Origin of the sequence: Halomonas sp. B23F22_20 (assembly GCF_043496985.1) — a bacterium.
Lineage (GTDB): Bacteria > Pseudomonadota > Gammaproteobacteria > Pseudomonadales > Halomonadaceae > Halomonas.
The window spans coordinates 115,138-141,302 of record NZ_JBIEKH010000009.1 but is presented as its reverse complement, the minus strand read 5'-3'; the positions used below and the strand labels follow the sequence as shown (position 1 = coordinate 141,302).

The 26,165-nt window shown below is 64.8% G+C and carries 22 protein-coding genes and 1 pseudogene; 9 read left to right on the top strand and 14 right to left on the bottom strand.

Features of this window, described 5'->3' with window-relative positions; genetic code table 11:
* Positions 1–438: 438 nt before the first annotated feature.
* Positions 439–810, bottom strand: coding sequence for an SMI1/KNR4 family protein (locus ACGTN6_RS09505; RefSeq protein ID WP_394591203.1), 372 nt, complete (start codon positions 808–810; stop codon positions 439–441).
* A 12-nt stretch (positions 811–822) separates the two neighbouring features.
* Positions 823–1,389 (bottom strand): HNH endonuclease, encoded by a 567-nt coding sequence (locus tag ACGTN6_RS09500; RefSeq protein WP_394591248.1) that lies wholly within the window; start codon positions 1,387–1,389, stop codon positions 823–825.
* 408 nt (positions 1,390–1,797) lie between these two features.
* On the opposite strand from ACGTN6_RS09500, the pseudogene ACGTN6_RS09495 reads away from it, so the two are divergent.
* Positions 1,798–2,028, top strand: a pseudogene (locus tag ACGTN6_RS09495) (IS3 family transposase); the annotation flags it as partial.
* Positions 2,029–2,120: 92 nt separating this feature from the next.
* On the opposite strand, the gene ACGTN6_RS09490 reads toward ACGTN6_RS09495, so the two are convergent.
* The 8 genes from ACGTN6_RS09490 to ACGTN6_RS09455 all read right to left on the bottom strand — a co-directional run bounded on the left by ACGTN6_RS09490 (position 2,121) and on the right by ACGTN6_RS09455 (position 12,198).
* The gene (locus tag ACGTN6_RS09490; RefSeq protein ID WP_394591202.1) at positions 2,121–2,456 is read right to left on the bottom strand and encodes an immunity protein YezG family protein; all 336 of its coding nucleotides are present in this window, start codon (positions 2,454–2,456) and stop codon (positions 2,121–2,123) included.
* Positions 2,457–4,157: a DNA/RNA non-specific endonuclease gene (locus ACGTN6_RS09485; protein ID WP_394591201.1), complete on the bottom strand. Its 1,701-nt coding sequence runs from the start codon at positions 4,155–4,157 to the stop codon at positions 2,457–2,459.
* Entirely contained in the window at positions 4,147–5,301 is a 1,155-nt protein-coding gene (locus tag ACGTN6_RS09480) for a DUF2169 family type VI secretion system accessory protein (protein WP_394591200.1), read from the bottom strand. Before ACGTN6_RS09480 ends, ACGTN6_RS09485 begins: the two co-directional genes overlap by 11 nt.
* Position 5,302: 1 nt before the next feature.
* A complete protein-coding gene (locus tag ACGTN6_RS09475) occupies positions 5,303–7,477 on the bottom strand; it encodes a type VI secretion system Vgr family protein (protein ID WP_394591199.1) in 2,175 nt (724 codons plus the stop codon).
* Between the two features lie 74 nt (positions 7,478–7,551).
* Entirely contained in the window at positions 7,552–8,070 is a 519-nt protein-coding gene (locus ACGTN6_RS09470) for an Hcp family type VI secretion system effector (RefSeq protein ID WP_379812983.1), read from the bottom strand.
* 515 nt (positions 8,071–8,585) lie between these two features.
* Entirely contained in the window at positions 8,586–9,005 is a 420-nt protein-coding gene (locus tag ACGTN6_RS09465; RefSeq protein WP_394591198.1) for a VOC family protein, read from the bottom strand.
* 155 nt (positions 9,006–9,160) lie between these two features.
* Entirely contained in the window at positions 9,161–11,734 is a 2,574-nt protein-coding gene (locus ACGTN6_RS09460) for a heavy metal translocating P-type ATPase (protein WP_394591197.1), read from the bottom strand.
* Entirely contained in the window at positions 11,731–12,198 is a 468-nt protein-coding gene (locus tag ACGTN6_RS09455) for a MerR family transcriptional regulator (RefSeq protein WP_394591196.1), read from the bottom strand. Before ACGTN6_RS09455 ends, ACGTN6_RS09460 begins: the two co-directional genes overlap by 4 nt.
* Before the next feature lie 379 nt (positions 12,199–12,577).
* Between ACGTN6_RS09455 and ACGTN6_RS09450 the strand changes: the two genes are divergently transcribed.
* A complete protein-coding gene (locus ACGTN6_RS09450; RefSeq protein WP_394591195.1) occupies positions 12,578–13,915 on the top strand; it encodes an OmpP1/FadL family transporter in 1,338 nt (445 codons plus the stop codon).
* A 67-nt stretch (positions 13,916–13,982) separates the two neighbouring features.
* On the opposite strand, the gene ACGTN6_RS09445 is transcribed toward ACGTN6_RS09450, so the two are convergent.
* The 4 genes from ACGTN6_RS09445 to ACGTN6_RS09430 form a co-directional block, all read right to left on the bottom strand.
* Positions 13,983–15,584: an ABC transporter ATP-binding protein gene (locus ACGTN6_RS09445; protein ID WP_394591194.1), complete on the bottom strand. Its 1,602-nt coding sequence runs from the start codon at positions 15,582–15,584 to the stop codon at positions 13,983–13,985.
* A gap of 176 nt (positions 15,585–15,760) precedes the next feature.
* Positions 15,761–16,651: an ABC transporter permease subunit gene (locus ACGTN6_RS09440; RefSeq protein ID WP_394591193.1), complete on the bottom strand. Its 891-nt coding sequence runs from the start codon at positions 16,649–16,651 to the stop codon at positions 15,761–15,763.
* Between the two features lie 4 nt (positions 16,652–16,655).
* Entirely contained in the window at positions 16,656–17,582 is a 927-nt protein-coding gene (gene oppB, locus ACGTN6_RS09435; RefSeq protein ID WP_394591192.1) for an oligopeptide ABC transporter permease OppB, read from the bottom strand.
* 151 nt (positions 17,583–17,733) lie between these two features.
* Positions 17,734–19,314, bottom strand: a complete 1,581-nt coding sequence (locus tag ACGTN6_RS09430; RefSeq protein ID WP_394591190.1) for a peptide ABC transporter substrate-binding protein — start codon at positions 19,312–19,314, stop codon at positions 17,734–17,736.
* Positions 19,315–19,566: 252 nt separating this feature from the next.
* Here ACGTN6_RS09430 and prfB point away from each other — a divergent pair.
* From prfB to rimI, 7 genes are all read left to right on the top strand, one after another.
* A protein-coding gene (prfB, locus tag ACGTN6_RS09425) for a peptide chain release factor 2 (protein ID WP_394591189.1) occupies positions 19,567–20,665 on the top strand; the annotation gives its coding sequence in 2 pieces (ribosomal slippage) (positions 19,567–19,641 and positions 19,643–20,665; 1,098 coding nt in all).
* 101 nt (positions 20,666–20,766) lie between these two features.
* Positions 20,767–22,302, top strand: coding sequence for a lysine--tRNA ligase (lysS, locus tag ACGTN6_RS09420; RefSeq protein WP_394591188.1), 1,536 nt, complete (start codon positions 20,767–20,769; stop codon positions 22,300–22,302).
* A 231-nt stretch (positions 22,303–22,533) separates the two neighbouring features.
* Positions 22,534–22,920 carry a hypothetical protein gene (locus ACGTN6_RS09415; protein ID WP_183388706.1) on the top strand — a complete coding sequence of 129 codons (387 nt, stop codon included), beginning with the start codon at positions 22,534–22,536 and terminating at the stop codon, positions 22,918–22,920.
* A gap of 196 nt (positions 22,921–23,116) precedes the next feature.
* Complete coding sequence (locus tag ACGTN6_RS09410) at positions 23,117–24,529, top strand: MFS transporter (RefSeq protein WP_394591187.1); 1,413 nt, start codon at positions 23,117–23,119, stop codon at positions 24,527–24,529.
* A 43-nt stretch (positions 24,530–24,572) separates the two neighbouring features.
* Positions 24,573–24,884, top strand: coding sequence for a BolA family protein (locus tag ACGTN6_RS09405; RefSeq protein WP_183388704.1), 312 nt, complete (start codon positions 24,573–24,575; stop codon positions 24,882–24,884).
* Positions 24,881–25,702 (top strand): hypothetical protein, encoded by an 822-nt coding sequence (locus ACGTN6_RS09400; protein ID WP_394591186.1) that lies wholly within the window; start codon positions 24,881–24,883, stop codon positions 25,700–25,702. The genes ACGTN6_RS09405 and ACGTN6_RS09400 overlap by 4 nt, the downstream gene beginning before the upstream one ends.
* Complete coding sequence (gene rimI / locus ACGTN6_RS09395; protein ID WP_394591185.1) at positions 25,695–26,159, top strand: ribosomal protein S18-alanine N-acetyltransferase; 465 nt, start codon at positions 25,695–25,697, stop codon at positions 26,157–26,159. The genes ACGTN6_RS09400 and rimI overlap by 8 nt, the downstream gene beginning before the upstream one ends.
* The last annotated feature ends 6 nt before the right edge of the window (positions 26,160–26,165 follow it).

Below are 26,165 nucleotides of genomic sequence, written 5' to 3'. Positions count from 1 at the left end.
AGACGATGCCGGACCCGGCATCGCCCTGGACGCCGCAGATCAGGTCGCCGACACGATAGAGTTCGCGCCCGGCCGCGATGACGTCCGGGGCGTAAGTCCTAGGTGCGGTTGGCGGCTACATCGGTGTCCGCCATCACGTCGATCAGCTCATCGCCGCTGCGGAGTTGGTCTCAGGTCGCTCCCATCACCGCTTGCTGATGGTGGTTCGGCCTGCAGCAGGGAAATGGCGATAGCAATGGGTCATGGCAACACCGGCCTGATGGGTCATGTGTTGCATTTGGTCATTGAAACCGCCGTCTTTTTGATTTTCGAAAAGCGATGCTATGTATCTACTGGTGGCTGAGCAGAAAGGGGAACGGCGAAAGAGGCTTTACCAAGCCAGTGGCGACTGCTGTCAGAGTATTGATGTTCAGTTTCATGGTTGAAGATCTCATATTTTTATTTGGTTTTTAGTTTTTCGATGAAGTCATCTAGGTTGTCGTTGTTTAATGGAATTTTTCCGAAGTCGAAGTCGAAATAATAAATTTTTTCTCTATTCTCTTTGCCGTAGCCAATGCATATAACGGTTTCGCCTAAGGTTCCAATTAGGGGGAATATTTTATGCGGCTCTAAGTAGGGTTTGAAATTTTCCCATATTTCTTCAAGCTCGCTCATGGGGAATACCTCTTCCAAGGCGATGGCTGAGTCTGGTATGTTATTTTTTAGCTCTCTGTAAAAAGAGACGTCTATATATTTTTTTGAAAGCTCTGTGTGTAGTGGCTCTTTCCATATCTTTCTTGCCATGGTTGTAATGTTTGAGGGCTGTTTCATTCTAAGATCCTTTCAGAAAATTTCATCCGGTGATGGATAGGTTAACAAGCTGTCAGGGTTGTTTGCGTTATGTTGGATGACGGCTCTGCCACCAGTGTGTGCAACCCCACCATTTCTGACCGAGTGGACGCTTTTTGGGACCAGCATCATGGTCTTGCCATCTTGGTGGTGGTGCCATACATACTTGCTCTTATTATAAGATGTGATTCCTGCCCTTTCCATGGCAAGGGGGACATCGTTGACCATGCTTCCATTTAGACCCTCAACCCGAACTGTTTTTTGGGAGTAGGGGGTAAAATCAGGAAAACCATCTTTGTCGAACTGAACAATGCCTCCAGCGGTTTCTACAGTCTTTTCAGGCGGTTCGGAGTTTATTGTTTTTCGACCATTGATTTTTTTGTCCGGATTTATATCTGCATTAGAAGATATATGAACCCCATCATCCGTTGCAACGTCTGACGGTCTTTTGGGGGCATGCCGACCAACATCCCCCGCGGCCTCGGCTAGGTCGGCGGCCGACTTGGCCGCGCCGCTGCCCTTGGGGCCCACAAGCTCGAACGCAAACACCGTGGCGCTCATCTCGATCGCGCCCAGGGTGCCATTGCGCTCGCGGGCCTCTTGCCAGGCGTCCACCACGGCGTCCTTGATGCCGCCGTAGGCGTCCGCGGTGCGTTGCCACTCCTCACCGTATCGTGCGGCGCGCTCGGCGTCACCGGTGGCCAGGCCGATGCCGCTGTCGAGCAGATCCAGGGGGCTTGGGCCGGTGAGGGTGTCCAGGCCTCGGTAGGTGTCGACGGCGCCTTGCACCACCCGTTCCCGCGCAGCCGCGGTGGTGGCGGCATCGCCGCTGAAGGGCAGCGCCTCCCAGGCGGTTCGGGCCGCCGACTTGGCGCTTTCCCACTTGTCGCTGATGACTCGGCCGGCTTCCTGGCCGGCGTTCCAGCTCGGCTCGCTGTCGCTCGCGGCGCCGGCCTGGCCGGGGGCGCTCTGCACCGCACCCTGCTGGACGAGCACTTCCGCATCCAGGGGCGCACCAAGTGGTACGAGGCCCTGGAAGAGATGCAGCAGGACCTGGACGATTATCTGGTCATCTACAACACGAAACGGCCGCATCAGGGCCGCAACATGAAGGGGGCGACGCCCTATGCCGTCTTCAAGAAGGGACTCCCCAAGGCGACGAAAAAGGAGCCCAGGAAAACGACAGAAAACACTGCTTAACTATAGAGAACCCACGGGGGCATGTGTCAGGTGATAACCATCACTGTACAACCTGTGAGCTAGCTGACACAGCATATTAAGTGCTCTCTTTGTCACTCCTTCAAAGTAGCCAGTCTAGGCGGTTCATCATATGAGAACGTAAATTTGAATTGACCATTATTCTGGATTTCAAGATCACAGATCGTCCAAGCACGGTTTTCCCTATCGTTCTGAGTCATGATCTCACGAAGCTTTTCAAAATACTCAGAGGCTTCAAATGTAAGATCAAGCTCTTTAGATTCTCCATTAACCCAAAGATCGCTTTCTTCACTGCTGACTATTTCGCCATCAATGTCATCAATTTCCATGTTAACAGTTAGCTTATCCCATACGGGGGGGGCGCTTCTTGCAATCTCTTGTACAATTTTTTTCTGTAACTCAGTGCTCATTTAACCACCCTGTTGATTCTTAAATCGAAATTTTCGAGGTCTCTTGCCTTCAATGCGGTAGGATGCAACAAAAGCATCCGGTCTATTAGTGGCATTGCCTTTGGCATACTGAGGGGTAATTTTAACTTCAATATTCCTCCCAGCATTTACTGGATCTTGAGCAGCTCGCTTCATAGAGAGCTCAAATTTCCCATATTGGCCCTGGTTCAAATTCGGCGGGCCGCTGGGATCTGCTCGCGCACCATTACCCGGAACCACATTCAATCTATTTGTAGGCCCACCGAACTGATCACCAATAAGGTGGAAGCCTACATCTCCTGGCCGTCCTTCCTTTCCAATAACGCTAGTGCTAATGCCGTCCGTGCCTGCTCGGCCATCCAGCGCATCCAACCGGACTGTTCCGGAAGCTTCCGTGACTCGACCTAGATTATCAGTTTCCCAAGCATATGTACCATATTCATAACGCGCATTTGGCTGAGGATTGTTAGCCGCCCGATTGAAATCCGTAACGTTATCAAACCGGTGAACAATTTCCCCTCCTTGCTTCGCGCTAACCTGCAGCCCGTCGCTATCTCCCGACGTCCCGCCGCGATTGGCACTTCCCGCCGCATCTTCTGCCCTATCAGTACTCCGGGCAACGTCCGCGACGTCATCCGCCTTACGTAGCAGCCTGACGCCCGGAATAACCGATACCGCCGTTAGCAGGGTCATTCCTGACGCGGCGAGATAGCGGCCCTCGCTCCATAGTTGCGCTGTATCTTTGATATCCACAGCCGTGCCATACGGCGTCGCCATTTCGGCCGCAAACTCGCCCGCTGCGCGGGTCGACCGGCCGGATGAGGAGGTGTAACGCACCTGCCGTTCGGCTTCTTGCTGCATGCCGGCGGCACGATTCGCCGCTTCGTCGACCTCAAGACTGCTCTCGATATAGTCGTCACTACTGATACGCCCTTCCCTTAGCGCATCCATCAGGGCGTCTTGTTGAGCGCGGGTCTCGCTGGCTAATTGCTGCACCTCGCCATAGAGCGCTTCGGCCTCGGCGGCGGTTTTGCCGTTGGGGTTGTTGTTGAGCGCCTCGCGCAGTTCACCTGCACGTTCTAGGTTGGCTTGTGCCTGTTGCTGTAATCGCTCCGCTTCGCTGAGTTCGCGGGGCTCTTCGGGCTGGCTGTTGACGCTCTCGGTGTTGGTGTGGACATAGCCCTTGGCGCCGCCTACCCCGCCAGCGTTGCAGTTGATCATGCATTCGCTGCCGTCGCGGACGACCGGTTGCCCGTTGGCTTTGACGTTGTCTTGCCCGGTTAAGAACAGTACGTGTCCACTGCCCTGGGAGGTGCCGGAGCCTACCCCCGCCCCATCGTTGCCCTCGGTGCCTTGGCACAGGTCGCCGACCCGGTAGGTGCGCTGCCCGGCGATGATCACGTTAGGCGAGTAGTTCACAGGGTTGCCGAGCGTCGCTCTGGACTCAAAGCCAATGATTTTGTCACCCACCTGACAAAAATCAGGAAAGCTGGTCAACGCTGTCCATTGAGCATCCGCATTACCAGCGTGGCGGGCCTGCCCGGTAAGGGCGTCGCCCTGGGGTGACGTTCCCTGGGTATCGCGTGGGGTGCTGCTGTCAGCACCGGGTGGGCCGTCGCCCTCTTCGCACAAGCCGTCGGGGGTGACACACATCGGGGGCAGTTCGTGCGCGTTATCCGACATGGCGTGCCCCTCCGGTGGATGATAACGCCGCCAGTGGTGTGCGCCGGATACGTACCTGTTTGAGCGGGTCATCGAGCGGGAACAGTGCCCGCCAGGTGAGGCTGATGTCTTCGCGATCCAGGTCGATCACCACGCTGTCGAGGGCTAGCGGGGTATTGCCGCGCTGGCCGCTGGCATGGTCGGTAAGGGCGTGCAGGGCGATGCCCGGCAACCGGGTGCGGTGGCGAAAATGTTGGCGGTCTCCCAGCATGATCGCCCGGCTATTGGGCAGGCAGTTGGTGAGAATCATCAGTTCGTCGCCGCGCAGGTAGTCGGGGGCGACCAGATCCGCCGGGGCGCTGTGGTGAAAGCGATCGTCGAAGTCTTCTGGCCAGTAGGGTAACCGCTGGGTTTTCCAGTGGTCGTCGAAGGTGCCTTGATAGCTGACCCGGGGCGCCCACCAGGGGGCGATGGGGCCAAAGCCTGCCGGGGCCGGGCGGTCAAAGGGCGAGGTGACCAGCCAGTCGGGGTCTTCCAGTTGAGGCGCGGGTAGCCGTGTGACGGCGTTGAGGTCGGATTTTAGGTACCGGGCGACCTCGCCCGGTACCTGCTTATAGTCGGCACGTTTCGGTAGCCAACCCCGCCCTACGGGGTTGTCGGGATAGTAGAGGGTGTTGGTGAGGGCGTCCTCGTCGGGCAGGCTGTAGTGGCCGCCGAAGGCATAGCGGTAGTCCAGCGGCACTTCGCTGACCGGTTCGGCTTGCGTCACCCGCCAACCGCCAAGCAACTGCCAGCGGAACTCCCGTGGCCCGCGTACAATCAGGCGTTTGTCCACCGGGCCTACCTGTACCCTGACTTGCCAGGCGCTGCGCGGTTGCCCAGTGGGCGAGCGCAGGGTGCCATGCACGTGTACTTCGGTGCTGAGTTTGCCGAGCAACACGTCGCGGTCGTCGGTGATGACTTGGGCATACAGGTTGTCGCTGTCGCCCTCTAGCGTGGGCTGCCAGCGAATCGGCTGCTGCTGGCTGGCTTCGAACAGTGGCCAGTTGTCTTCGGTGAAGCGGTAGGTGGCGCGTACCACCACCACGTCATACTCTTGGTCGCCGGGGCCGAGCTTGCGATACAGCGCATGGGGAAACGATGTTGGGTTAATGATTTTCGCCACGCTACCACCCCGGCGACTTAACGTCGCTTGGTTCAGGGCCATCGCTTTCCTCTTCGCTGCCCGGTGCGGGCTGGGCGGTGCCGGTGTTGAGCAAGACGTCATCGGGGCCGTCGACATGCACTGTGGTGCCGGCCTTGACGTGGATTTCGCCGGCGTCGAGGTAGATCGCGTCCTCGGTGAGCACCAACCGGCTGTTGCCGACCTGCAGGGTCAACTGGTTGCCGGCCTCGAGGGTGATGTTGCGACCGACGTTGAGAGAGTGATTGAGGCCGACCTGGCTGGTCTGGCTGAGCCCGACGAAAGTGTTCATCAGCGCCCCCACATTCAGGCTGTAGCCGAGCCCGACGTTCTCCATGCGCCCCATGCCGACGTTTTGCATGTAGGCCATGTTGACGGTTTCGGTCTTGTTCTTGCCGATGCGGGTGGAGGCGTTCTTGCCCACTTGGGTCGACTGGTTCTTGCCGATGGTATTGGTTTCGTTGCCGTCGACCGTCTTGCGGCGGTTCTGGTGCACGGTATGGGTTTCGTTGCCGTCCACGGTGTGCACTTCATGGCGGTGGACGAGGTGGGTCTCGTCGCGGTCGATGTCGGTGGTGCGGTCGCGATAGACGTGCAGGGTGTTATCGCGCTTGATGTCCTCGGTGCGGTCGTTGAGGGTCAGCAGGTCGAAGTCTTTCTGGGCGTGCAGCCAGACCTGTTCCCGGTCTTTTTCGTCCTCGAAGCGCAGTTCGTTGAAACCGTCGCCCTTGTGGGTCTGGGTGCGGATGCTGGTACGCGTCTTGTTGGCGGGTAGCGCGTCCGTCGGCGTGTTGACCGCATGGTAGGTACGGCCGGTGATGATGGGCTGGTCGGGGTCTCCTTCGAGAAAGGAGACAATGACTTCATGGCCGATGCGCGGAATGGCCATGGCGCCGTAGCCGGGGCCGGCCCAACCCTGGGAGACGCGCAGCCAGGCGCTGCTTTTCTCGTCGCCGGGGGCGTTGCGGTCCCACGGAAAGCGCACCTTGACGCGGCCGTGCTCGTCGCAATAGATCTCTTCACCGGGCGGCCCGACCACGAAGGCCATTTGCGGGCCGTCGACCCGGGGGCGCGGGTTGGGTTTAGGCCGCCAGGTGCGATCGTCGGGCACCAGGCTCAGGGTGTTGTGATAGCGGGTCATTCCGCTGGCGTCGGCGGCGTCTTCCTCGAGGGACTGCGGCTGCTGGCCGTGATGCGTTACCGCGATGACTTGCCAGCCGCGATTGAGGCTGCGGGTCTCGTGCTGAGTGAGGGTGAAGCGATGGCCGGGTGCCAGGGCCGGAATGTCGCTTTCGGCTTCGGCCGTTGCCGCATCGCCTCGCAGGTGCTCGAGGCGGATGCGGGCGAAGGACGCCCCGGAGGCATCGGCCTTGTAACGCCCCGGGGCGTCGTAGTGCTCATAGTGGCCACCGTCGCCGGTCTGGTGAGCGTGCTGCAGGCCGTAGGCGGGGTTCTTGAAGGTGTAGTCCTTGAGCGTGCCGGCATTCGAACGTAGCCGCGCGACCTGGCGCAGCCTGCGCACGTGCGCATGGGGGGCGGTGCCGCCGGCCCGATGGTGGTAGGGCAGCTCTCCCAGGCTGATCAGAACCTGCGGGGAGTCGGCGAGCACGAGGCGATGCATGCCGCCCTCCACGTCCTCGAACTCGTGGAAGTAGAAGATCCCTTCCTCGGCGGCCAGCCGTTCGAAAAAGGCCAGGTGGCTTTCCCGGTATTGCACGCAATACTCGCGTTCGGATGGCTGGCGCCGCGTGGCGAAGGCGACATCGGTGATGCCCATGTCCTCGCACAGCTGGGTCAGGATGGTGTTAGGCGAGATCTTCTGGAAGATGCGTGAATCCTGGCGAAGCGCCAGCCGCCAAAGTGCCGGGCGGATCACCACGTCATAGCGCGTGCGACGATGGCCGCGGTCTCCGCGGGCGAACTCGGTCACGACACCATGCACGCGGCGTTGCGGAACACCATGTTCCCAGATGGTGAGCGTCGCGTACTGGTCGAGCAGTGAATCAGGCTCGAGGCCATCGTCGCGGCTGGCGAACGCAATATTGACCTCGAAGGGCGTGGACATCATTTCGTGAAGCGTGAACTCGACGACCGCGATATCGGTGTCGGAATGGCTCGCGATCTTCAGCGTGAACTGCCAACGATGTTGAGAGGACATGAAAGTGGATCTCCTGGCACCAGTAACGTCCATGTGCGGTACGAAGCCCCACATGGCGTGGGGCTCAGGAGGCCTTAGGCCTCGATCGGGGCGCGCCAGTCGTCGGAGCCGGAGGTGCCGGCGACGGTGTGCTCCCAGTCGATCTTGCGGTAGGCCAGGGACACGTCCATCAGTTGGGTGAATTCAGCGCTGTTGGAATCCTGGGCGTGGGGCATGCGCAGGTTGATGTCGACGATGGTGGCGTCGGTCAGCGAGGTGGTGAAGAAGTGCTCCTGCTTGCCCTCCACGGAGGTGCGATACCACTTCAGCTCGACGTTGGGCAGCATCTCGCCGGAGGCCAGGGCGTTGTACATCAGCGGTACGGCCTTGTTCAGGGCCACGGTGAAGATGAACGGCTTGTGGGCGCGCTGGCCGGCGGGCTGGCCGGACTGCGGGTCGGTCGGCACGGTGACGATGTGCTTGAACTCCTGCACCAGCATCTCGTCCTCGTGGCCCTCGACGTAGATGTTGCCGACGGACTCGGGGGTGAAGGCTCCGGCGGTGATGTTGCCCTGGGTCTGGCCTTCGATGCTGATATAACACGGCGTGGGCATGGGTCTGCTCCTTGACGTTGAATGATAATGTCCGAGGGACACCCTAAAAGGAGCACGCCCTGTGCCAATAGGCACATTTCATTTAAAAATCAATAAATTGAAAAAATACTCACCACAATGATTAAGTTGGTTTAGGCAAGATCTTGCCCAGATCGAGCAAAAAGTTGCCCAGCGGGCAAGATCTTGCCCGGCGGAATTCAGCGTCCTGCATCGGAAGTTGATCGAGAGCGGTCTCAGTAGCTCGGCCATACCCCAGGGGTGGCGAGTTCCAGCAGGTGCCCGTCGGGACCGCGGTCGGATAGAGAGCAGGCTCTCCCGAGAGCATTCTCAGTAGCTCGGCCATACCCCAGGAGTGGCGAGTTCCAGCAGGTGCCCGTCGGGATCGCGGTCGGATAGAGAGCAGGCTCTCCCGAGAGCGGCCTCAGTAACTCGGCCATACCCCGGGGGTGGCGAGTTCCAGCAGGTGCCCGTCGGGATCGCGGTCGGGTAGAGAGCAGGCTCTCCCGAGAGCGGCCTCAGTAGCTCGGCCATACCCCGGGGGTGGCGAGTTCCAGCAGGTGCCCGTCGGGATCGCGGAAATACAGGCTTTCTCCGCCCCGCGGCCAGTGGGTGCGACCTTCGATGGCGACGCCATGGTCGCGTAGTTGGGCCTCCCAGGGCGCCAGATCGCTGGCGGCGATGGCAAAGGCCATGTGTACCCGGCCGCTGCCGTCGTGGGGCGGAATGGTCCCCATGTCGCCGGGGAGGACCACCGTCTCCAGAGTCTCGCCGCGCAGGAACAGCAGCAATACCGACCCCGCCCCGGCGTCGAAGGCGGTGAAACGATGGTCCGCGGTGAAGGGGGTGAGGCCCATCACGCCTTCGAAGAAGGTCTGGGCCCGTGCCATGTCCTCTACGTAGAGGGCCGTCTCCAGTACCCCGTTGAGTTCGGGCATTCGGCTTGCTCCCTGTGGCCGCCTGGTTATCAGCCTAGCAGTCCCGTGGCTGAGGCCGCGGGCGGCCTCGTCGGGCAGGCTTCAGCGAGTCGGCCCCCAGAACCACCAGGCGATCAGGACGATCAGCGCCAGGCCGGCGAGATTGACGATCCAGCTCATGTGGAGACCTCCTGTTGGTGAGCGGCTGGTGTTCCGGTGGATGACGCGCCGGCATTCCTGGGGCGGAAGGCGCGCAGGCGGCTGGCGTTGCCGACCACGGTGATCGAGGAGGCCGACATGGCGGCGCCGGCGATGACCGGCGACAGCAGGCTGCCGGTCAGCGGATAGAGCGCGCCGGCGGCGATGGGGATGCCGAGCACGTTGTAGCCGAAGGCGCCCACCAGGTTCTGCTTGATATTGGTCAGCGTCGCGCGGCTGATGGCGATGGCGTCGGCCACGCCGTGCAGAGAGTCGCGCATCAGGGTGATGCCGGCGCTCTCGATCGCCACGTCGGTGCCCTGGCCGATGGCGAAGCCGACATCGGCGCGGGCCAGCGCCGGGGCGTCGTTGATGCCGTCGCCGACCATGCCGACCGTCTCGCCGTTGGCCTGACGCCGCTCGATCTCGGCGTGCTTGTCCTCGGGCAGCAGCCCGGCGCGGACCTCATCGATGCCGACCTCGTCGGCGATGGCGCGGGCGGTGTGCGCGTTGTCGCCGGTCAGCATCACGATGGTCAGCCCTTCGTCTCGCAGGCGCGCGACGGCCTCCCGGGCATCGGCACGCAGCGGGTCGCTGACGCCAAACAGGGCGACGAGCTGGCCGTCGACGGCCAGTTGAACCACGGTGCGTGCCTGGCCTTCGAGCTCGTCGACGCGCTCCTTGCCCGGGGTGAGTTCGACGCCGGCCTCCTCGAGCAGGCGGGCGTTGCCGAGCAGCAGTGTCCGGCCGTCGGGCGTGCTGGCGCGCACGCCGCCGCCGGTCACGCTGGTGAAGTCGCGGATCTCGGCGGCGTCGGCGCCCTGTGCCTCGGCGTGGGCGAGCAGGGCGCTGGCCAGCGGGTGCTCGGAGCCGCGCTCCAACGCCACCACCCAGCCGAGCGCTTCCTGTTCGTCACCCTTGAGAATCTCGGCCTCGGTGAGGCGCGGCTTGCCTTCGGTGAGGGTGCCGGTCTTGTCCACCACCAGGGTGGTGAGACGGCTGGCGGTCTGCAGCGCCTCGCCGCTTCTCACCAGCACGCCATATTCGGCGGCCTTGCCGACGCCGATCATGGTGGAGATCGGCGTGGCCAGGCCCAGCGCACAGGGGCAGGCGATGATCAGCACCGTGCTGGCGGTGACAAGCATATGCAGCACGCGCGGCTCGGCGCCGACGTTGAACCAGACCAGCGCGGTAATCACGGCGATGATCATCACCGACGGTACGAAGATGCCGGAGATGGTGTCGGCGAGCCGGCCGATGGGCGGCCGCGAGGCCTGGGCGCGGGCCACCTGCTCGGTGATACGGCCGAGACGGGTGTCGGCGCCCACGCGGGTGGCACGGTAGACTAGCCCGCCCTGGCCGTTGACGGTGCCGGCGCTGACCTCGTCACCGGCCGCCTTGGCCACCGGGGCGGGCTCGCCGGTGAGCATGGACTCGTCGAGGTGGCTCTCGCCCTCGAGGACTTCGCCGTCCACCGGCAGGCGCTCGCCGGGGCGCACGCGCAGCCGGTCGCCCTCGCGTACTTCGTCGATGTCGACCTCGAACTCCTGGCCGTCACGGATCACCCGGGCGGTGCGACTCTGCAGGTCGAGCAGACGGCGCAGGGCGTCGCTGGTGCGGCCCTTGGCCTTCAATTCCAGGGCGTTGCCCAGCAGCACCAGGCCGATCACCATCGCCGAGGCCTCGAAGTAGAGGCTGCGGGCCATCTCGGGCAGGGCCTCGGCGAAGGCCACTACCGCCATGGAGTAGAGCCAGGCGGTGCCGGTGCCCATGGCGATCAGGGTGTCCATGTTGGCCTGGTGATGGCGCAGGTTCTTCCAGGCGTTGCGAAAGAAGTGCCGGCCGGGGCCGGCCATCACGGCCAGGGTCAGCAGGCCCACCACCAGCCAGAACCATCGGCCGGCGCCGAGCGGTTGGGGGTGATAGACGAACATGCTGATCATCAGCGGCACGGCCAGCGCCAGCGACAGGGCGCTGCCGCGAAGTCGGCGCCGATACTCGACGGCGTCGCGCTCGGCGCGTACCCGCTCGGCTTCGCGCAGGTCGAGGATCGGTTCGGCGCCGTAGCCGGCCGCATCCACGGCGTCGATCAGCGCCTGGGTGTCGGCGCTGCCGAGCACCTGGGCGGTGTGGTTGCCGAGATTGACCGTGGCCGATTCGACGCCCGGCGTGCGCGCCAGCGCCTGCTGCACGCTCTTCACGCAGCCAGCGCAGGTCATGCCGGTGATCGACAGGCGCTGGGTGGTGACGCCATCGTCGTCACCCTCGCTATGGCTGTTGGCGTGCGGCGCCGGCGTGGTTTCCGGCGCGGGCTCGGTTGCGGCGTCCGGCTCGAGGGACGATGTCTCGGGCGGGTAGCCGGCGTCCGCCAGCACCCGGTCCAGCTCGGCGTCGCTCAGTGTGCTCACGACCTCGAGGCGATGCTCGGCGGGCGTGCCGATGACGTCGGCCTCGGCGTCCTGGGCCTGGATGGCCTCGCGCATGCGCTTGACGCAGCCCTGGCAGCTCATGGCGGGAATGTCGCGTTCGCGTCGCATGGACGAGGTACTCATGACGATGCCTCCCTGGGCGATGCTTCTCGCGGTGATACTTCTCGCGGCGACGACTCCAGCGGCTCGGGGAAGCTCTCGATCAGCCGGCACAGGCTGTGGCCGTCGGGCGTGCCGTCCGGGAGGTGCTCCCAGGCAGCCAGCGCCTCCTCCATGCGTCCGGCCAGGGCCTCGAGCTCGCGGATGCGCTCGCGGATCTCCGGCAGGCGTTGGGCCAGCAGGTCGCGGACCAGTGGGCAGGGGGAATCGCCGCGATCGGACTGCTCGAGGATCTCGCGGATCTCGGCGACGCCGAAGCCCAGGGTGCGGGCCCGTTGGATGAAGCGCAGCCGGCGCAGATCGTCATCGTCGTAGAGCTGGTAACCGTTGTCTGGATCGCGCTCGGGGGACAGCAGCCCTTCACGGGTGTAATGGCGTACGGTCTCGGCGGTAACGCCGGCCCGGCGGGCGAGTTCGCTGACCTTCATGCCATCGGCTCCTGGGTCATGGGATGAATGAAGTGTAAAACCCTTGGGTTACACAAAGGTCAAGCGCCCGTCGGTTCGCGCCGAGGCTTCTTCCGGTGTCATGGCTAACTCTCTGATGTGTCAGGGTATGAAACGGCTGTCCTACCAAAGTATTAGCGAATTAGGGATTAAAACGAACGTTTGGCCTTGAACCCTTGGGGGGATTCTGCAAACACTGTCGTCAGCACCTGAGTCATCACCCGAATCATCACAACAACAGTGACAACGACAGTCACCAAGACCGCCACAACGACAGTCACCAAGACCGCCACAACGACAGTCACCAAGACCGCCACAACAACAGTCACAACGACAGCCATCGAAAAGGATGCCCAGCGCCATGCAGATCACGCCCCGTACGCTCACCGTCGCCATCGCTCTGGCCTCCGCGACCCTGGCAGCCGGCCAGGCCGCTGCCTCCGGCTTCCAGGTTCGGGAACAGAGTGCCAAGACCCTGGCCAATGCCTTCTCCAATGCCACCGCCGGCGCCGAGGACGCCAGCTTCATGGCCTACAACCCGGCTGCCATCGGCAACATCGATGGCAGTCAGGTGGCCGGTGGCGTGTCTTATATCGATGCCACCTTCGAACTGCAGGATGCCGAGGCGTCCAACGTGCTCGGCATGCCCTATGCCTCTGATGCCTCGGGAGAAGGGGGGGAGGCGGCCGTGGTGCCGAGCTTCGCCGCCAAGACCCAGTTGAATGACCGCTGGGACCTGGGGCTGGCGATCTACTCGCCCTATGGCCTGTCAACCAAGTACGACGAGGACTGGATCGGTCGCTATCACGCCATCGAAACCGAGCTGAAGACGATCGACATCCAGCCCACGCTCAACTATCGGGCCACCGATCGCCTCGACCTGGCGGTCGGCCTGCGCGCGCAATATGCCGACGCGACGCTGTCCAACGCCATCGACTTCGGCGCCGCGGCGGCGCAGATGGGGAGCCCGCTGGCGACCCCGGGGCAGAATGATGTCATCGGTGAGCTGACCGGCGACGACTGGGGCTATGGCTATACCCTCGGGGCGCTGTTTCAGGCCACCGAGCGCACCCGCTTCGGCGTCAGCTATCGCTCCGAGGTCGACCTGACGCTGGAGGGCGACCTCGATGTCTCGGGCACCGATCCAGTCTCCGATGGGGCCATCGCCGCGGGGCAGGTGTCCGATATGGGGGGCTCCGCCGATCTAACCACCCCGGCCAGCCTGAATCTTGGGGTCAACCACCAGTTGACCGATCGTTTGACGGTCATGGCCAACGCCGAGTGGACCGAGTGGAGCAGCTTCGATGAGCTGGTGGTGGAGTTCGAGGACGGCTCCAACAGCACCACCACCGAGAACTGGGACGACACCTGGGCCTTCTCGGTGGGGGCGAACTACGCGCTGAACCAGCAGTGGACCCTGCGCGGCGGCCTGGGCATCGACCAGACGCCGGTGCCGGACGCCCAGCACCGCACCCCGCGGGTGCCGGATTCCGATCGCCGCTGGGCTTCGCTGGGTGCCACCTACCAGCCGACCCAGAACCTGGGCATCACCGCCGGCTATCTGCACATCTTCGGTGACGACGTCGACATGGATCAGGACGCAACCCCGACCAACGAGAACGCCTCTCGCGGCAACCTCTCGGGCAACTACGAGGTCGAGGCCGACGTCTTCGCGCTGTCGATGGATTATCGTTTCTAACGACGGTTCGCCTCGCGATGTCCTGCACCCCGGCCCTCGGCCGGGGTTTTTCATGCGCGGAGTTCGCTCAGGCGGCCTCGACGTCGAGGAAGGCCGCGCGCATCAGTTCGCGGGTATAGGCTTCTCGCGGCGCCTCGAACAGTGCCTGGGTGTCGCCCTGTTCGACCACTTCGCCCTGTTTCATCACCATTACGGTATCGGCCAGGGCGCGCACCACGGCCAGGTCGTGGCTGATGAACAGATAGGTCAGGCCGTGCCGGCGCTGCAGGTCGCGGAGCAGCTCGATCACCGTGGCCTGCACCGAGCGATCCAGCGCCGAGGTGGGCTCGTCGAGCAGCAGGAACTCGGGTTTTAGCACCAGCGCACGGGCGATGGCGATGCGTTGGCGCTGGCCTCCGGAGAACTCGTGGGGATAGCGCCGACGCATCGCCGGGTCGAGGGCCACCTCGCCCAGCGCCTCCTGGACTCGGGCATCGCGCTCCCGGGCGGTGAGTTCCGGAGCGTGCACTCGCAGGCCTTCGCCGACGATCTCGCCCACCGTCATGCGCGGCGACAATGAGCCGAAGGGATCCTGGAAGACCACCTGCATCCGCGAGCGCAGCGGTCGCATGGCGGCGCTGTCGAGGCCGTCCAGGGCGGTGTCCTCGAAGCGGATGTCGCCGCGGCTGTCGAGCAGCCGCAGCAGGGCGCGTCCCAGCGTCGACTTTCCGGAGCCGGATTCACCGACGATGCCTACCGTCTGTCCTCGGCGAATCGCCAGGTCGATGCCGCGTACCGCCTCGAAATATGTCGAGGGGCGAAAGAGCCGTTTCTTGAGCGGGAAGCGTACCCGCACGCCATGCGCCTCGAGCAGCATCGGGGCGTCCTCGGTAACCGGCGTCTTGCGGCCCCGCGGCTCAGCGTCGATCAGCATCCGCGTGTAGTCATGCCGGGGGGCGTCGAACAGCGCCCGGGTCTCGCCGCTTTCCACCAGCTCGCCCTGGCGCATCACGCACACTCGGTCGGCGAAGTGGCGCACGATGCCCAGGTCATGGGTGATGAACAGGATGGCCATGCCATAGCGTTGCTGCAGGTCCTTGAGCAGGGCCAGGATCTGCGCCTGAACGGTGACGTCGAGCGCCGTGGTCGGTTCGTCGGCGATCAGCAGCTTGGGCTCGCAGGCGAGCGCCATGGCGATCATCACCCGCTGGCGCTGGCCGCCGGACAGTTCGTGGGGATAGCTGTCGAGGCGTCGCTCGGGCTCGGGAATGCCGACCTGCTCGAGCAGCTCCCGCACCCGTTCGCGGGCGACGCGTCCCTTCAGGCCGCGGTGACGCTCGAGCACCTCGGCAATCTGGCGACCGATGCGATGCAGGGGATTGAGCGAGGTCATCGGCTCCTGGAAGATCATCGCGATGTCGTTGCCGCGCAGCCGGCGCAGGCGCTTCGGCGTCGCGGCCAGCAGGTCCTCGCCCTCGAAGCGGATGGCCCCGCGGGTGCGGGCCAGGTCCGGGAGCAGGCCCATGGCGGCGGTGGAGGACACCGACTTGCCGGAGCCGGACTCGCCGACCAGGGCCAGGGTCTCGCCCGCCTCGATGTGGTAGCTGACGTGCCGGACGGCAGACACGGTGCCGTGGGGCAGGGCGAAGTCGACGCAAAGTTCGTCGACCTCGAGCAATGGGGTTGTCATCTTTCACTCCTGGTATCGCTCATGTGCGTGACATGGGAGTGCCGATTTATGTCGCGAGCGAAGAGAGGTTGGTTACCGCCGGCGCGCAGCAACCGGAGTTGACAGTGTGCTCAATGAGGATTGTGAGCACCGCCGGGGGCCAAGATCTCGAGCGCAGCAATAAATCGGTGCTTCCATCAGCGTGTCTTGGGGTCCAGGGCATCTCTCAGCCCATCGCCCAGAAAGTTGAGGCAGAACAGCGTCAGCGCCAGGAACACCGACGGCACCAGTAGCATCCAGGGGGCCGTCTGCATCATGTCGGTGCCTTCGCTGATCAGCACCCCCCAACTGGTCAGCGGCTCCTGCACGCCGAGCCCCAGGAACGACAGGAAGCTCTCCAGCAGGATCACCTTGGGCACGGTGAGGGTGACGTAGACGATCACCGGGCCGATGGCGTTGGGAATCAGGTGGCGGGTGACGATCTTGCGATCCTTGACGCCCAGGGCGTGGGCGGCCTCGATGAACTCGCGTCGCTTGAGCGCCAGCGTCTGGCCGCGCACGATGCGCGCCATGTCCAGCCACTCCACGGCACCGATGGCGGCGTAGATCAGCAGGATGTTACGGCCGAACACCACCATCAGCAGGATCACCAGGAACATGAACGGCAGCGAGTACATGATGTCGACGAAGCGCATCATCAGGTTGTCGACGCGCCCGCCCAGGTAACCGGAGACGGCGCCGTAGAGCACACCGATCGCCAGGCTGACCAGGGTTGCCACCAGCGCTACGGACAGCGAGACGCGGCCGCCGTAGAGCGTGCGGGTGAGCAGGTCGCGGCCGTTGGCGTCGGTGCCCAGCCAGTGGCCGCCTTCGAGGGTCGGAGCAACGCCGAAGGCGTTCCAGTCGACGTCGGCCAGCCCCCAGGGCGTCAGCCAGGGGCCGGCCACGCAGACCAGGGTGATGGTGGCGAGCAGCCACAGGCTGGCCATGGCGGCCTTGTTCTGCTTGAGCCGGCGCCAGGCCTCGCGGCCCAGGCTGTCGCCGGCCATGCCGGCATCGGCATCGGGAGTCAGTGAACGTGAAGTCATGGCATCAGTCGTCATAGCGAATCTGCGGGTCGAGGGCGGAATAGATCAGGTCGACGACCAGGTTGAGCAGCACAATCAGGGCGCCGTAGAACACCACCGTGCCCATCACCAGGGTGTAGTCGCGGTTGAGCGCGCCCTGGACGAAGTAGCGGCCGATGCCGGGGATGCCGAAGATCTGCTCGATCACCACCGAGCCGGTGATGATCCCGGCGATCGCCGGGCCCAGGTAGGAGACCACCGGCAGCAGCGCCGGTCGGATGGCGTGGCGCCACACCACCAGACGCTCGCTGAGGCCCTTGGCCCGGGCGGTGCGGATGTAGTGGCTGCCCAGCACCTCGATCATGCTGGCGCGCATCATGCGGGCGATGTAGGCGATCTGCTGGATCGACAGCGCCACCACCGGCAGCACCAGGTTGGGCAGGGCGCCGTCGTTCCAGCCGCCGGCGGGCAGCCAGCCGAGCAGCACCCCGAAGACCAGCGCCAGCAGCGGGGCGACCACGAAGTTGGGGACCGCGATGCCGGCCAGGGCGGTGCCCATCACCGCGTAGTCGATGGCGCTGTTGCGCTTGAGCGCGGCGGCGATGCCCAGCGGCAGGCCGAGCGCCAGCGCCAGCAGGATCGCCAGGCCGCCGATTTCCAGGCTGACCGGAAAGCCCTGCAGGATCAGCTCGGTGACGCTGAAGTCCTTGTACTTGAAGGAAGGGCCGAAGTCGCCCTGCAGCAGGTTGCCGAGATAGCGCAGGTATTGCTGGGGCAGCGGCTCGTCAAGGTGGTAGGCGGCCATCAGGTTGGCCTCGATCTCCGGCGGCAGGGCGCGCTCGCCGTCGAAGGGGCCGCCGGGGGCCACCCGCATCAGGAAGAAGGCGATGGTGATGACGATCAGCATCGTCGGGATGGCCTGCAGCAGGCGCTTGAGGGTGTAGCTCAGCATGGCGGCAGGCTCCGGGAGCGGTGTCGGGGTCGAACGGGCATGGGGCGTCTCCTCCTGCGGCGGACGTCACAGGGTATGCGGGGCCAGGGGGAATTCAGGCCGGGGGCGGCAGGGCCGTCCCCGGCGGAATGAGACTAGTCGGCGAAGGGGGCTAGTCGGCGAAGTGGACCCAGCGCGAGGGATGGTCGTCCTCGATGTTGTCCTCCCAGCCCGCCAGGCTCGGATTCACCAGGTTGCGCGAGACGTAATACAGCATCGGGAGCAGCGCATCGTCCTCCAGTGCCAGGGCTTCGGCCTGCTCCAGGAGTTGCTGGCGCTCGTCCAGGTCCAATGTCTCGGCGGCTCGGTCGAGCAGGGCGTCGTAGTCTGGGTTGGAGTAGGCGCCGTAGTTGTTGCCGACCCCGGTGTGCAGCAGGGTGAGGAAGTTCTCGGCGTCGTTGTAGTCGGCGATCCAGCCGGCCCGGGCGATGTCGAAGTCGCCTTGCTGGATGGTCTGGTAGTGCACCGTGGCCTCGGCGTTGATCATCTCGATCTCGACGCCCAGCGGACGCCACATGGCCGCCATGGCCACGGCGATCTTCTTGTGCTCGTCGGTGGTGTTGTAGCGCAGGCGCAGGTGCAGCGGGTTGTCGGGGCCGTAGCCGGCCTCCTCGAGCAGCTCTCGGGCGCGGGCCAGGCGGGCGTCCATGTCGCCCTCGAGGGCCATTTCCTGGACGTCGTAGTGGGCGATGCCGTCGGGCACGAAGGACAGCGCCGGCTGGAAGGTGCCGCCCATGATTTGCTCGGAAATCACATTGCGGCGGGCCGCCAAGTTGAGCGCCTCGCGCACGCGAGGATCGGTGGTGGGGTGTCCCTCGCGGTGGTTGAAGACGTAGTAGTAGCTGCCGAGGTAGGTGCTCATGTGAGTGGCCTCGGGCAGTTCGTCCTTGAGCAGGCCGTACATGCTCGAAGAGTACTCGCGCATGATGTCGAGTTCGCCGGCGCGGAAGCGCGAGACCCCGGCGTTGCGGTCCTCGATGGTGTGGTAGGTCACGCCGTCCAGCGTCACGTCCTCGGCGTCGTAGTACTCGGGGTTGGGGCGCACGTCGATATGCGACTGGGAGACCCACTCCACGGGGGTAAAGGCGCCGTTGGTGACGATGTGATCCAGCTTGACCCAGTCGTCGCCGTACTGCTCGTGGGTGTGCTTGGGCGCCGGATAGGCGGTGTAGTGGGTCAACTGCTGGAGGAAGTAGGGCGTCGGCGCATCGAGTGTGACCTGAAAGGTGCGGCCGTCGTCTAGAGAGGCCACGCCCAGCGCCTCGGGCGGCTGCTCGCCGGTGCTGACTGCCTCCGCCCCCGCCACCGGGTAGAGCATGTAGGCGTACTTGGAAGCGTTGGCCGGGTCGAGAAGGTGGCGCCAGCCGAACACGAAGTCCTCGGCGGTGACCGGCTCGCCGTCGGACCAGGCCGCGTCCTCGCGGAGGTGGAAGGTATAGGTCAGTCCGTCCTCGGATATCTCCCAGGATTCGGCCATGCCGGGCAGAAGTTCGCCGTCGGGGGATTTCTTGACCAGCCCCTCGTAGACGTCCATCAGGATCTGGGACTCCCAGATGCCACCCGAGACCTGGGAGGTGTCGAAGGAGGCGAGCTCGCCGGTGACGCCGATGTCGAGGGTCTCGGCGAAGGCGGACGCAGAAAGGCAGGTCGAAGCCAGCAACAGGCTGCCGGCGAAAAGGCGCGTCTTGCGCATGGGTCACTCCTTGGTTTGTGGTTGTTGGAGTCGTTCGAGTGCTAAATGGCTGTTCCTCACCTTCGCCGAGACCCCGAACGGGGTCCATTTGAAATTGCGCATGGGCTTATCCAAGAATTCGATATCCCCGCCGTGACGCCCGCGGCGGGATGGTCGGAGGCGGCGCATTTCGCTACAATGTGCGTCTTTTCTCCGCCGCCGACGCCATGCCGTCGGCGCGCGCCTCATCTCTCTTGGATTCAGGCGACCCCCATGCTGGAAACCAACCCGATCAACCACCTCATCAAGGACCTGTCTGAGCGGACAGATGTCCTGAGGGGGTATCTTTGACTATGCCGAGAAGAAGGATCGGCTAGAGGAAGTCACCCGCGAACTCGAGGACCCCAATGTCTGGAGCGATCCGGACTATGCCCAGAAACTGGGCAAGGAACGGGCGACCCTAGAGGCGATCGTGTCCACCATCGACGAGCTGGATCAGGGCCTGGCCGACAGCGCCGACCTGCTGGAACTGGCCGAGATGGAGGAGGACGAGGGCACCGTCGAGGAGGTACAACGCGAGCTGGAGGGGCTGCAGGCCAGCCTCGAGAAGCTCGAGTTCCGGCGCATGTTCGCCGGCGAGATGGACGAGAACAACGCCTATCTCGACATCCAGGCGGGCTCCGGCGGCACCGAGGCCCAGGACTGGGCCAACATGCTGCTGCGCATGTACCTGCGCTGGGCCGAGCATCACGGCTTCAAGGCCGAGATCATCGAGCTCTCCGCCGGCGAGGTGGCGGGTATCAAGTCGGCCTCCGTGCATATTCAGGGCGAGTACGCCTTCGGCTGGCTGCGTACCGAGACCGGCGTGCATCGTCTGGTGCGCAAGAGTCCGTTCGACTCCGGCGGTCGTCGCCATACCTCCTTCGCCTCGGTGTTTCTGTCGCCGGAAGTGGACGACAGCTTCGAGATCGACATCAATCCCTCGGATCTGCGCGTCGACACCTACCGCTCCAGCGGCGCCGGCGGCCAGCACGTCAACACCACCGACTCGGCGGTGCGGATCACCCACGAGCCGACCGGCATCGTGGTGGCCTGCCAGAACCAGCGCAGCCAGCACGCCAACCGCGACTTCGCCATGAAGCAGCTCAAGGCGAAGCTGTGGGAACACGAGATGGAGAAGCGCAACGCCGCCAAGCAGGCGGCCGAGGACTCCAAGGCCGACATCGGCTGGGGCAGCCAGATCCGCTCCTACGTGCTGGACGACCAGCGCATCAAGGATCTGCGCACCGGCGTGCAGTCCAGCAACTGCGACAAGGTGCTGGACGGCGATCTGGACCAGTTCATCGAGGCGAGCCTCAAACAAGGCCTATAGCCCTTAGCGTCGGGTGACGGGTCGCGAGCAGCGGGCAACCAGCTTCCATCGCTCGCGGCCCGTTGCTCGTAGCCCGTAGCCCATTCTTTACAGGTAGCGACATGGCTAACCAGGACACTTCCCAGGACGAGAACCACCTGATCGCGGAGCGCCGCGGAAAGCTGGCCGAGCGCCGCGAGCGCGCCGCCACCGACGGCGGCAGTGCCTTCCCCAACGACTTCCGTCGCGACAGCACCGCCGCTGAGCTCGCCGCCGAGCTGGGCGACAAGGACAAGCCCGAGCTCGAGGCGCTGGCGCGCCCCGCCGCCGTGGCCGGACGGATCATGCGCAAGCGCGGGCCGTTCATCGTCATCCAGGACGCCAGCGGCCAGATCCAGCTCTATGTCGACAAGAAGGGGCTGCCGGCGGACGTGCTCGAGGACATCAAGGGCTGGGACATCGGCGACATCGTCGCCGGGCGCGGTCCGGTGCACAAGTCGGGCAAGGGCGACCTCTACGTGATGATGGAGGAAGCGCGGCTGCTGACCAAGAGCCTGCGCCCGCTGCCCGACAAGTTCCACGGCCTGACCGACATGGAAGCCCGCTATCGCCAGCGCTACGTGGACCTGATCATGAATACCGACTCTCGCGAGGTCTTCAAGACCCGCGCCGGGGTGATCAGCGCCATGCGCCGCTTCTTCGAGGATCACGGCTTCATGGAGGTCGAGACGCCGATGCTGCAGCCGATCCCCGGCGGCGCCACGGCTCGGCCCTTCATCACCCATCACAACGCGCTGGACATCGACATGTACCTGCGCATCGCCCCGGAGCTTTACCTCAAGCGCCTGGTGGTGGGCGGCTTCGAGCGGGTCTTCGAGATCAACCGCAACTTCCGCAACGAGGGGCTGTCGACCCGGCACAACCCCGAGTTCACCATGATCGAGTTCTATCAGGCCTACGCCGACTACCAGGACCTGATGGACCTCACCGAAGCCATGCTGCGCGAGGTCACCCAGCGGGTGCTGGGCACCACCGTCGTCACCAACACGGTGCGTGACGCCGAGGGCGAGGTGCTGGAGACCTACGAGTATGACTTCGGCCGGCCGCTGCGTCGGCTCAGCGTGTTCGACGCCATCCTCGAGTACAACCCGGACATCCACGCCGAGTCGCTGGCCGACGAAACCGCCGCGCGCCAGATCGCCGAGCGTCTGGACATCGACGTCAAGGACGGCTGGGGGCTCGGCAAGGTGCAGATCGAGATCTTCGAGAAGACCGTCGAGCATCGCCTCCAGCAGCCGACCTTCATCACCGACTATCCGACCGAGGTCAGCCCGCTGGCGCGTCGCAAGGACAGCGATCCCTTCGTCACCGAGCGCTTCGAGTTCTTCGTCGGTGGCCGCGAGATCGCCAACGGTTTCTCGGAGCTCAACGACGCCGAGGACCAGGCCGAGCGCTTCGCCGCCCAGGTGGCCGAGAAGGAGGCCGGCGACGACGAGGCCATGTACTACGACGCCGACTACGTACGCGCGCTGGAGTACGGCCTGCCGCCGACCGCCGGCCAGGGCATCGGCATCGATCGGCTGGTGATGCTGCTGACCGACAGCGCTTCGATCCGGGATGTGCTGCTGTTCCCGGCCATGCGCCCTTCAGGGGATTGAAGGCGCTGCGCGTCGGCCAGGCGGCGTTGCGCGGGGTTTCGCTTTGCTCATGTACAAACTCGTACATTCCGCCAGCGCCCCCCCGCGCGCCTAGCCTGGCCCTAGCTCGCCGCCTTCCGCGTGTTCCGGTGGGGCCGCGTATGCCCGCATAAGATGGTTCGGTCGGGAAGTGTTGGTAACGAGCGCCTCTGGCGCCCATAATGGCAGCGTTTCGACGTCGAGGAGACCGCGATGAAACTGCTCAACCGTTCCGCCCTGAGCGTCAGGCCGACCCAGCACTTCGTTGACTGGATCAATGACCTGGAGCCGACCCAAGGCGACGATGACCTCTCGCTCGGCGACGTCGAAAGGGAAAGCACCGTCTATCTGATCCCGGAGATGGATACCCCCGAGGCTCTCGAGGCCTTCGTGCGTGAGCGCTACCTCGAGATCCTCGAGACCGAACTGCGCGCCTGGGAAGAAGACGAGCGCCAGTGGCCCGAGACGCTCGACTGGGCGCTGTTCCAACGCTTCCTGCACTTCGAGTACAGCTATCTGGCCATCGACCTCGACGACGAGGCGGCACTCGAAGTGGCCGAAGTGGACGATAATCTGCTGCTGGAAACGGATCAGGACTAGCAAGACAGCGATGCACTGCTGCGCGCGACGACCCGCATGAAAATGGGGCGCGCGCTGGCTCGTCGGGAAAGAACCTGGCCTGGCTAGGCGCCCCGCTTGTTGACGCTCGTGACGTGCTCGATGCCTGTTGGTCTCGGCGTTTCATGAGTGTTTCAGAACCGGCTGCGGCCGGTTTTCTTGTCAGCGACGATCAAACATGAGTCGACTCTTCTCGAACCGCCCCGGCGACGATGGCCTGCCGGGTTCCGAACGCCGTATTGCTGTGCTGGCGCTGATCCTCGGCACTACCATGGCGGTGATGGACAATTCCATGGTCAACCTGGCGCTGCCGTCCATCGCCGCCGATCTCGAGGTGGCCTCGGCCGATGCGGTGTGGGTGACCAACCTCTTCCAGGTGACCTGTGCGGGCTTTCTGCTGGTCTTCGCCGCCTTGAGCGAGCTGGTCGGCCGGCGTCGTATCTATATGGGCGGGTTGGCGCTGTTCGCCGTGGCCGCGCTGGGCTGTGCGCTGTCGCGCAGCCTGGAATCGCTGCTGGCGTTTCGCGCCCTGCAGGGCGTGGCGGCGGCGGCGACGCTGTCGATCGGCCCCTCGCTGTATCGCGTCATCTTCCCCTCACGACTGCTGGGTAGCGCCCTGGGATTGAGTTCGCTGGTGGTGGGCATCGGCTACGCCGCCGGGCCGGCGCTTGGCGGTTCGATCCTCTCGGTGGCCGGTTGGCCCTGGCTGTTCGCGTTGCCGGCGCTGCCGGCGCTGGGTGCCGCTGCGCTGGCCTGGCGGGCACTGCCTAGGGAGCCGCGCCGCCGCGGTGGCTTCGACGTCTGGGGGGCGCTGCTGGCGATGGCCACGCTGGGCTGCTTCTTCGTGGCCATGGACGGCAACGGCGCCGAGCTGCCCGGGCTAGAGACGCTGGGCTGGCTCGCTCTCGGCGTGATCGCCGGAGCCGCCTTCCTGGCCCGCCAGCGCCGCGCGCCCTATCCGCTGATGGCGCTCTCGATGTTTGCCGAGCGGCGCTTCAGCCTGGCCCTTTCCTCCCAGGGGCTGGCCTTCGTCGGCCAGGGGCTGGCCTTCGTTGCGCTGTCCTTCCTGTATCAACAGGAGATGGGCTTCACGCCGCTGGAAACCGCCTGGCTGTTCACGCCCTGGCCGCTGACCATCATGGTGGCGGGGCCGCTCGCCGGGCGTCTGGCCGACCGCTTCAATCCCAGCCTGCTGAGCTCGGTGGGCCTGCTGCTGCTGATGGCCGGCCTGGGCAGCCTGGCGCTGCTCGAGGCCGATGCCGACGTGGTCGACTGCCTGTGGCGCACGGCGCTGTGCGGGCTTGGCTTCGGCTTCTTCCAGCCGCCCAACAATCGCGAGCTGATGGGTAGCGTGCCGGCGGAGAAGAGCGCCAACGCCTCGGGTGTGATGAGCACCACCCGGACCGTGGGGCAGTCGCTGGGCGTGGCCCTGGTCGGCGCTTGCCTGGCCGCCGGAGCCCCGATACAGACGACGCTCTGGGCCGGTATGGCGACCACCGGATTGTCGCTACTGGCCAGCCTCGGGCGCGTCTCGATGGCTGGCGAAGCGCAGCGTGCCCGTCGTCGCGCTGCGGCCGAACGCGTACAATGATCCCCGATACATGATCCCCGACACTCACCAGCGGAACGCCGAGATGAGCATCCAGTCGACCATCGAGCACAAGCTCCAGGCCCTCGAGCCCACTTACTTGTCGGTGGAGAACGAGAGCCACAAGCACAACGTGCCCGCCAATTCCGAGACCCACTTCAAGGTGACCCTGGTGTCGCCCCGCTTCGCCGGCATGATGCCGGTGAAGCGCCACCAGCAGATCTATGCCCTGCTGGCCGATGAGCTGGCGGGTCCCGTGCATGCCCTGGCCTTGCACCCCTATACCCCCGAGGAGTGGCAGGCCCGCGGCGAGGCGCGGCCGGATTCCCCCGACTGCCGGGGCGGCGGGCACTCGTGACCACCGAGCCCCAGCGGCTGCAATACCTTGAGGCCATGGGCCTGACGGCCTGGACGGCCCGTTATCTGCTGCCCAATGCCCGGCCGACCGAAGCCTGCGAGTGGGAGCTGCCGACGCCCGACGATGCGGTTCGCCAGGCGCCAGCCGAGCGCCTCCAGGCGCTCCTCGAGACGCCGGCGAAGCCCGCTCCGGCGCCCGCCGCGCCCCAGGCCGAGCCGCATGAAAGGCCCGCAGGGCCGCGCAAGGCGCGAGCCCTGCTCGGCGGCGTGGTGCCCGAGGCGGCGACGGTCGATGAAGCGCCGGCAGCGGATGCCGGGACCGATGCGGCCGAAGAGGCTGCACCGCAGGAGGCGCTGCGGTTTGCCCTTCAGGTGGCTTGTCTGGATGGTCGTTGGCTGGTGGTGCTGCCCGGTGAGGCGGCACCCTCGCCGGTAGCCCAGCGGCTGCTGGCCAATCTGCTGCGTGCCGCCGGTGTCACGCCGGAACAGCCGCCGGCCTTCGAATCCTTCCACTGGCCCCAGATCGAGGGGATGCCAGTGCAGGCGCCCTTGGACGAGGCCCGTCAGGGGCTTGCGGCCTTCCTGGCCGGTCGGGCGCGTCGTGGCTGGGCACCGGAGCGGCTGCTGGTATTCGGCGAGGACGCCATTCTCGCGACGGTGCTGGCCATCGAGGCCGAGCGCTCGACGGCGCTCGACTTGCCGGCCTGGCAGGGTCCCTCATTGGATGCCATGGCGGGCAGCGCTGAGCTCAAGCGCCAGCTGTGGCCGCGGCTCGCCCGCTGGCATCGAGACTGGTGCAGCGAGGCCGACGATGGTTGAGCCGCGACTGCGTGAGCTTGCGGTCGCAGACCTGGCGGCGCTGGCGGCACTGGAGGAAGCCGGGCAGGTTCAGCCCTGGCCCACAGAGCGGTTCGAGGCCGTGCTGGTCTCGGCGCAGCATGCCGTACTGGGATTGGAGGACGCGACGGGATTGATCGGCCATGCGGTGCTGGCGCGCCAGCCCTTCGATGCCGAACTCGAGGCGATCCTGGTGTCGCCGGCGCGGCGCGGCGAGGGCCTGGCCACGCGGTTGCTGGCGGCGGTGCTCGCGCGCGCCTGCGAATGGGAAGCCGAAAGGCTGCTGCTGGAGGTCAGGGCGGGTAACGCCCCGGCGATTGCCTTGTATCGGCGAGCGGGGTTCGAGGAAGACGGGCGACGGCGCGGCTATTATCCGCCGCTGGCCGGCGCCCGCCGGGAGGACGCTCTGCTGATGTCTCGCCCCCTGACCGAGGGGTGAGCGTGT